Origin of the sequence: Limnospira sp. PMC 289.06, from assembly GCF_032350395.1 — a bacterium.
Lineage (GTDB): Bacteria > Cyanobacteriota > Cyanobacteriia > Cyanobacteriales > Microcoleaceae > Limnospira > Limnospira platensis.
Genome location: NZ_JARPLC010000088.1, coordinates 1 through 7,174 on the forward strand (window position 1 = coordinate 1; position 7,174 = coordinate 7,174).

Annotated in this window: 5 protein-coding genes; 1 reads left to right on the forward strand and 4 read right to left on the reverse strand. The window is 42.5% G+C overall.

Annotated features, from left to right (window positions below; genetic code table 11):
- Positions 1 to 161: 161 nt before the first annotated feature.
- The 4 genes from P5674_RS16740 to P5674_RS16755 all read right to left on the reverse strand — a co-directional run bounded on the left by P5674_RS16740 (position 162) and on the right by P5674_RS16755 (position 5,468).
- Positions 162 to 647, reverse strand: coding sequence for a sensor histidine kinase (locus tag P5674_RS16740; protein WP_006616808.1), 486 nt, complete (start codon positions 645 to 647; stop codon positions 162 to 164).
- A 42-nt stretch (positions 648 to 689) separates the two neighbouring features.
- Positions 690 to 3,698, reverse strand: a complete 3,009-nt coding sequence (locus P5674_RS16745) for a PAS domain-containing protein (RefSeq protein WP_315670106.1) — start codon at positions 3,696 to 3,698, stop codon at positions 690 to 692.
- Between the two features lie 277 nt (positions 3,699 to 3,975).
- Positions 3,976 to 4,821 carry a hypothetical protein gene (locus P5674_RS16750; RefSeq protein ID WP_014276503.1) on the reverse strand — a complete coding sequence of 282 codons (846 nt, stop codon included), beginning with the start codon at positions 4,819 to 4,821 and terminating at the stop codon, positions 3,976 to 3,978.
- A 41-nt stretch (positions 4,822 to 4,862) separates the two neighbouring features.
- The gene (locus P5674_RS16755) at positions 4,863 to 5,468 is read right to left on the reverse strand and encodes a DUF1517 domain-containing protein (protein ID WP_315670107.1); all 606 of its coding nucleotides are present in this window, start codon (positions 5,466 to 5,468) and stop codon (positions 4,863 to 4,865) included.
- Positions 5,469 to 5,564: 96 nt separating this feature from the next.
- Here P5674_RS16755 and P5674_RS16760 point away from each other — a divergent pair, with 96 nt between their 5' ends.
- A complete protein-coding gene (locus P5674_RS16760; protein ID WP_315670108.1) occupies positions 5,565 to 6,989 on the forward strand; it encodes an MFS transporter in 1,425 nt (474 codons plus the stop codon).
- Positions 6,990 to 7,174: the final 185 nt, after the last annotated feature.

A 7,174-nucleotide genomic window follows, 5' to 3' on the forward strand; every position in this document is an offset into this window, starting at 1 on the left:
TTCACCCAACCTACAAAGTCTCTGGTTGGGTTACACTTGGTTTCACCCAACCTACAAAGTCTCTGGTTGGGTTACACTTGGTTTCACCCAACCTACCAAGTCTCTACCAAGTCTTTAGTTGGGTTACACTTGGTTTCACCCAACCTACAAAGTCGGAGTGATCATGAAGTTGAGGAAGAGTTTTGGGGAAGTTTTAGGGGTATTTCAATAACAAACTCGCTTCCCACAGACTCTTGGGAAACACAACGCAGGGTTCCTCCGTGTTTTTCGACGATAATTTGATAGCTGGTGGATAGTCCTAAACCTGTTCCTGAACCCACGGGTTTGGTGGTGTAGAAAGGGTCAAAGACTTTGGAGATGATTTCCGGACTGATACCAATACCGTTATCAGCAATGCGAATTTGGACGGTTTTTTGCTCGGTTAGCATGATGCTGATCCAAATCATACCTGGCTCGTTGATAATTTGTTCCAGGGTCTGTTTTTTGTAGCGATCGCAAATAGCATCAATAGCATTATTGATTAGGTTGAGAAACACCTGATTAAGCTGTCCAGCACAACATTCAATCTGGGGAATATCTCCATATTGTTTATGGACTTGAATCGCGGGATGTAATGGTTTTTCTTTCAGACGATTATCAAGAATCATCAAGGTACTGTCGAGGTTTTCATGTAGGTTAATATATTTAACTTACGATTCATCCAGCCTCGCAAAAGTTCGCAGGGATTTAATAATATCTCGAATCCGATCTGCTCCCAAAGTCATTGATTTAAATAGACGCGGCCAATCTTCTATTAAAAATTGAAAATCAATAGTTTCTATTTCTTCGGTGATTTCCGGGTGTGCTTGGGGGCAATGCTTTTGATATAGTTCAATTAGTCCTAATAAATCTCTGGTATATTCTTTAGCATGGGTAATATTGCCGTAAATAAAGCTGACTGGGTTGTTGATTTCATGAGCCAAACCTGCTACCATTTGCCCTAGGCTAGACATTTTTTCGGATTGCACTAATTGAACTTGTGCTTGTTGAAGTTGGTTTAATGTAGCTTCTAGGGTTTCAGTTTGCGCTTGTGCTACTCTGGCGGCTTCCTGGGTGGCGGCGTAGAGTTCTGCTTGGTTCAGAGCAATGACTAATTGATTAGCGATCGCCTCTAATAGCGCCACTTCTGAATGAGTCCAATAATGGATATCCTGACAATGGGCTAGAACCAAAGCTCCTTTAGTATCTTGTTGTGTCTGAATTGGTAAAATCAACACAGAACGGCATTCTAACACCAAAAAGAAATTGCGAATAGTGGGAGTCGGACAGGTAGCAATATCATCAATTCGCATCATTTCTCCCGCCAAGATATATTTACTAACTGGACGCAAAGCATCGCCGGGGTAAATTTCAGAAATACTCGTGAGAGAGTCAATTTTGGCTTCTTTGCGAACTTCCCATTCTGGGGTATCTAAGTCGCTTCTATACCAGACAAAATAGGTGCGGTCTATATCCAATACACGGCGAATTTCCGCCACTGCTGTTGCCAAAATAGTATCTGTATCTAGGGAGTTGCGAATCAAACTCGACAGACAATTTTCTAGTGCTTCTCTTTCAGCTAGTTCTCGCAGTTGTGCTTCCGAAAGCCTTAAATTTTCCTCGGTTTCTTTCAGGTTGCTAATATCAAAAGCTGTGCCAATAATTCGGGTAACTCTTCCCGAATCATCTATAATAGGATTAAGAGTCGTGAGGGAGAAAATTTGATTTTGCCCAAAATTAAAATATTCCTCATACTGTAATGATGACTTTTTCAGCCAACAAGTTTCATAGTGACAGCGGATAGCTTTAGCATATTCATCTAAAAACATATCTTCGGGTTTTTTACCGATAATATCCCTAGATTTGATGCCAGTAATTTTTTCGGAGGCGGGGTTCCATCCCACCAACTGAAAGTCTCCATCTTGGGTAACATCAACGACAAAAATTGCTTGTTCAATTCCATCATAAATACTAGAGAGGAACTGCTCACGATCGCGCAAAATTTGCTCAGACTGTTTGCGATCGGTAATATCCATAGTAATTTCAAATAAGCGGAGTACCTGTCCGACTTGGTTACGAACTACCTCCCCGCGACCTTGAATATAACGAATTTCGCCATTAGGTCTAACAATGCGGTGGTCAATTTCGTAAGATTTCCCAGTAGCTAAAGCTCTCTCAACTTGGTTTAACCAATTATCGCGATCGTCAGGATGAATGAGTTTTCGTAATTCCTCAAAGGTTAAAAAATCTTGCTCCTTGACCCAACCTAAAATCTGCAAAAGTTCATCAGAACAAGTAATTTTTTGAGTAACAACATCATATTCCCAATTACCTACATGAGCAATCCGCTGGGCCATTTCCAGGTTTTCAGCTACTCGCAAGGCTTCAGTTTCTTTCTGTTTACGTTGAGTAATATCTCGGTTACTAACCCGTTTTCCCTGATACTGTCCGGCTGCGTCATAGATAGGCTGATAGTTATGACCAATCCAACGCACTTGTTGATCGCGGGTAATAATACGAAAATCTATTTCCTGGTTATTACGATCGCAGACATTTTCATATAAATAAGGAATTATGCGATCGCGATCTTCAGGATGAATAATTTTTGCCAATAGGCTAGGGTCTTGCATAAACTCCTTGACCGAGTAGCCAGTTATGCGTTCACAGGAGGGAGAAATATATACAATTTCCTGTTGAGGATTAATCCAATATTCCCAATCATAGGTAAAATCGATAATCCTTCGTAACTTATCTTCAACAGCCTTGAAATTATCAGCGATCGCCTTTGGTTCTGTAATATCTCGACCCACTCCATAAATAGCTCCCGACTCAAACACCGGCACAAAAGTCCAAGACCACCATTTATAGGACCCATCTTTAGATAAAAGTCTATTTTCAAACTGACGATTTTTGCCATAATGGATAGCATTAAATTCATAAAAAGTTATGGTTTGGTCTGACTGATATACCAAACTCATAAAAGAACTATTTATCAGTTCATTAAAATCATAACCCAAGCTAATTGTCCAGGCGGAATTGAGAAATTTAAAGTTACCGTCCAGATTCAGAATTACTACCAGATCAACAGTATGGTTAAATAGGCGATCGATTTGATTTCTATGATGCCACCATTCAGCTAAACGTTTTTGCAGAGAAGCCAGTAACCTGTACTGTCTAAAATTCCAAAGATGAGTAAATTTCGAGGTAATAATAGCTGGTAATTTGGTAGGTTTATTTAAACCGTGATAGTCCCCAGGCATTTCCGTATCAAAAATAAAGCCATTCAAGACCAGATCGTGATTAGGTTGTCTCTCCGGTTTAGCACTGGAATATAGCCATTTAACTTCACCATTTGGTGTAGTATATTGCCACTGCCTAGACCAAGATTTTAAATGGGCTGCACAATCATAAATAGATTTATAAAAATTTTGGCGATCGCCCTTTTTTTTTAAGCCAAAAATATGGTCAGAATCGATGGTAAAATCATCTAATTCTACCCCATAAACATCTAGGAAATTGCCAATAATATAAGTATATTTTTCGCTGCCATCAGCCGCCAATATATATTGATAAAAAACCCCAGACATCCCGGCCATTAATTCTTGAAGTTGTTGGCATTCATTAATGGTGTTTAGATGTTTACCTGTCAACTCAGATTGTACAGATGGTTCTGGGGTCATTTTCACTGCACCTCTCTACTCAATCAGACTAAGGCTTTAAGGGCGCGTTTAACATCTGATGCAACCCTTGAATAGGTAAGAGGTAACAATCATCAGTTGTAACCCTCTCACCTATTTTCCGCTTTTCCGCGCACTTTGCTATCTCAGATCATAAGCCATATTCTTATCAAACAATAATAAGTTTTTAAACAGTAAGCCGCCAGGGGTGTCCCCTGGGCAAAATACTTGAACAGGGAGAGGAGCTGTCGAACCCACCCCCTAGCTCAGATCATGTCAATTAACGTCGCCGTCTTCCAGAGGAACCGGAACGGCTGGGGCTTCTACTACCACTACCAAAACTAGGTGTACGTTGTCTTTGAGGACGAGCCTGCTGAGACTGACGCAGATTGCTAGTTCCCGCGCCAGAACCCGTTGAGCGATTAACATTGGGGTTAGTTTGGCCAGTAGTAGAACCAGGGGAAGAACTGCGAGCCGTTCCAGTGGTGCGGAAAGTTTGCCGATTTCTAACAGCGGCGGGAGGTTCATTGTACCTCGTGCGATATTGACTCACCGCCTGGTTATAGCTGTTACCAGAACCGCCATAGCCAACTAATGAACTACCCGATTGATAGGCGGGAGGAACATAGTAGCGGGGGGAAAATAGGCTAGTGGCGATCGCACTACCCACAAACGAAGCCGCAAAAGGAGTCCAGAAATTAGACTCTCGGCGCACCACCACAGTTTGAGTCTGACCAGTTTGAGGATCAGTGCGCGTTTCAGTCACATTGTGGACATATTCAATCTGGAAATCTTCCGTCAGGTAAAAAACTGGCTGATTATTTTCGATCAACAGATGACTTTTTTCACCAGCCTTAATTTGTTCATCCGTCAAACGCGCCATTTGCAACTCAGAGGTCTGAAATACTGGCGGTCTGGCGTTGAGCAGCATTAAGCGATACTCTCCAGTACCATCATCATATTGCGCTTGTTGAACCGGATATTTGCCATCAGCCAGTCGGTTAGCCGCTGATGCTGAACTGCGGACCGTTTGTTGAGTGGTCGTCTGCGAGGAAGACCCACAAGCCACAGTTGTCCAACAGAGTGCAAATACCATTAAAACCGTGATTACTTTTTTGGGTAACATAATTTTAGCTAAAGTTAACTTAGGAAATTTCTCTGCACCCTTTATAGGGGTACGAGTTCGGGAAAGTTTTGTAAAAGCTGGTCTTCCGTGAGTACATCACCCAACCGCGCCGGGGAAAAATGAATTTGGATCGCGCGTAAACTCCCTTGGTAGTGGAGGTTGATGATGCTTTTTAGTCCAGCTTCCATGGCTTCAAAATTGGCTAGGTCAGTTTCGAGGTCAGGAACTTCCCCCTCACAACCTATTGTAACTATTACAACCAAGTTATAGGTGATAGGTAGGGACAGCGGTTCATCTGGAGCGATTTCTTCTTGGTTCAAGTCCGGTTGACTGAGATACCTTTGAGCAGAGTCCGTGAATAACTCATTCACATAGTCCCCGGCTTCTTCTTCATCCCAGATCACATCTCCTTCATTACCAGCGGACTGCCAATAACTATTGTACTGGAGAAGGCTTTGACAGACTTCGACAAGTCCCGACCCCATGATTTCCAGATCTCCATCATGGTCTATCGCTTCGCGGGTGACTTGGTTAAGAACACCTAGTAATGGCGCAACCTCAGCGCCGCCTAGGTGTAGGAATAGCCGACAGACTACAAAGCGGGTCTTACCCATCATTTTCTTAAAGCGATCGCCTAAGCTGGCCATAATTGACTCCTCATTGGATTACTGCAAACAGATCAGTTATGTTTTTAGGATATCGCGATCCTTTGTCTATCCTGGAACCTCTTGGGACTAAAATTTATGAGTCATTCTTCCCCCTTTGAGTCATCTTCTGCTAGTCCTACTATTCCCAAAATGAACTTTTCCACCAAATTAGCTTTTGGGGTGGGAGACCTGGGAACAGCCATGACTGCTAATATTTTCGCTTTTTTCCTGTTGTTTTTTCTAACCACTGTCGCCGGACTACCAGCCGGACTGGCGGCGAGTGTACCCATGGTCGGTAAAATTTGGGATGCCGTTAATGACCCAATTATCGGGGTTTTAAGCGATCGCACTAAGCATCCCTGGGGGCGGCGCTATCCCTGGATGATTTTTGCCGCAGTTCCCTTTGGCATATTTTTCTTTTTAATGTGGATCGTACCTAGTACCAATACCCAGACTCTATTTTGGTATTATGTAATTATTGCGATCGGTTTTCATACCGCTTACACAGCCGTTAATCTTCCTTATGCTACCCTCACCCCTGAATTAACTCGCGACTACAACGAACGTACTACCCTCAATGGGTTTCGCTTCTCTTTTTCCATTGGTGGTAGCATCTTGTCCCTAGTTCTAGCTTTTATTATTTTTGCTGCTATTGAAGACCTAGCTACCAGATATATGGTTTTGGGTTTGGTCTGTAGTATTATGGCAGTCCCACCCATCTTTTTATGTGTTTGGGGAACTCGCGATCGCGTCGCCCAGGTACAAGCCGCCACCGGAGAAGTTGATGCACCCACATCTTTACCCCTCTCCGAACAGGTGAAAATTGCTTTTAGTACCCGTCCTTTTTTGTTTGTAATTGGGATTTATTTATGTTCTTGGTTGGCGGTACAACTGACTGCAGCAATTCTCCAATATTTTGTCGTGTATTGTATGGAACTTCCCGAAGTGGCTTTTACTCAAGTAGCGATCGTCGTCCAGGGCACAGCTTTATTGACCTTATTTATGTGGAGTAAAATCAGCGAAAAATACGGCAGAAGGATTGTATATATCAGCGGCATGGGATTTTGGATAATTGCTCAATTATCTTTATTCTTTCTACAGCCAGGACAGTTATTTTTGATGTATTTTCTCTGTTTTATTGCCGGTTTAGGAGTATCTACCGCTTATCTGATTCCCTGGTCTATGATTACCGATGTTATTGATTATGATGAACTCAAAACCGGACAGCGACGGGAGGGAATTTTCTATTCTTTTATGGTTCTCCTGCAAAAAATTGGTTTGGCTTTAGGGATTTTTATGGTAGGTCAAACTTTAGATTGGGCAGGTTTTATTGAATCCGTAGCCGGTCAACCTACACCAACTCAACCGGAATCAGTATTATTGGCAATTAGATTGGCGATCGGACCTCTGCCTATGATATTATCTATCGTGGGAATTATCCTTACCTACTTTTATCCAATTACCCGAGAATATCATCAGGAAATCCTCCTTAAATTATATCAGTCTAATGTTGATGAATAATTAATAATTGTAGGGGCGGGTTCTGCTGCTTCCTCGCCTCCCAACCAGAAGATGAAAAAACCCGCCCTCTCTCTAGGGTTCTGCTGCTTCCTCGTCTCCCAACCAGAAGATGAAAAAACCCGCCCTCTCTCTAGGGTTCTGCTGCTTCCTCGTCTCCCAACCAGAAGATGAAAAAACCCGCCCTC

What these genes read in the sequence shown, in the direction of transcription:
- P5674_RS16760 (WP_315670108.1), top strand. Translation starts at nt 5,565, where the DNA reads ATGAGTCATTCTTCCCCCTTTGAGTCATCTTCTGCTAGTCCTACTATT.
- P5674_RS16755 (WP_315670107.1), bottom strand. Translation starts at nt 5,468, where the DNA reads ATGGCCAGCTTAGGCGATCGCTTTAAGAAAATGATGGGTAAGACCCGC.
- P5674_RS16745 (WP_315670106.1), bottom strand. Translation starts at nt 3,698, where the DNA reads ATGACCCCAGAACCATCTGTACAATCTGAGTTGACAGGTAAACATCTA.
- P5674_RS16740 (WP_006616808.1), bottom strand. Translation starts at nt 647, where the DNA reads ATGATTCTTGATAATCGTCTGAAAGAAAAACCATTACATCCCGCGATT.
- P5674_RS16750 (WP_014276503.1), bottom strand. Translation starts at nt 4,821, where the DNA reads ATGTTACCCAAAAAAGTAATCACGGTTTTAATGGTATTTGCACTCTGT.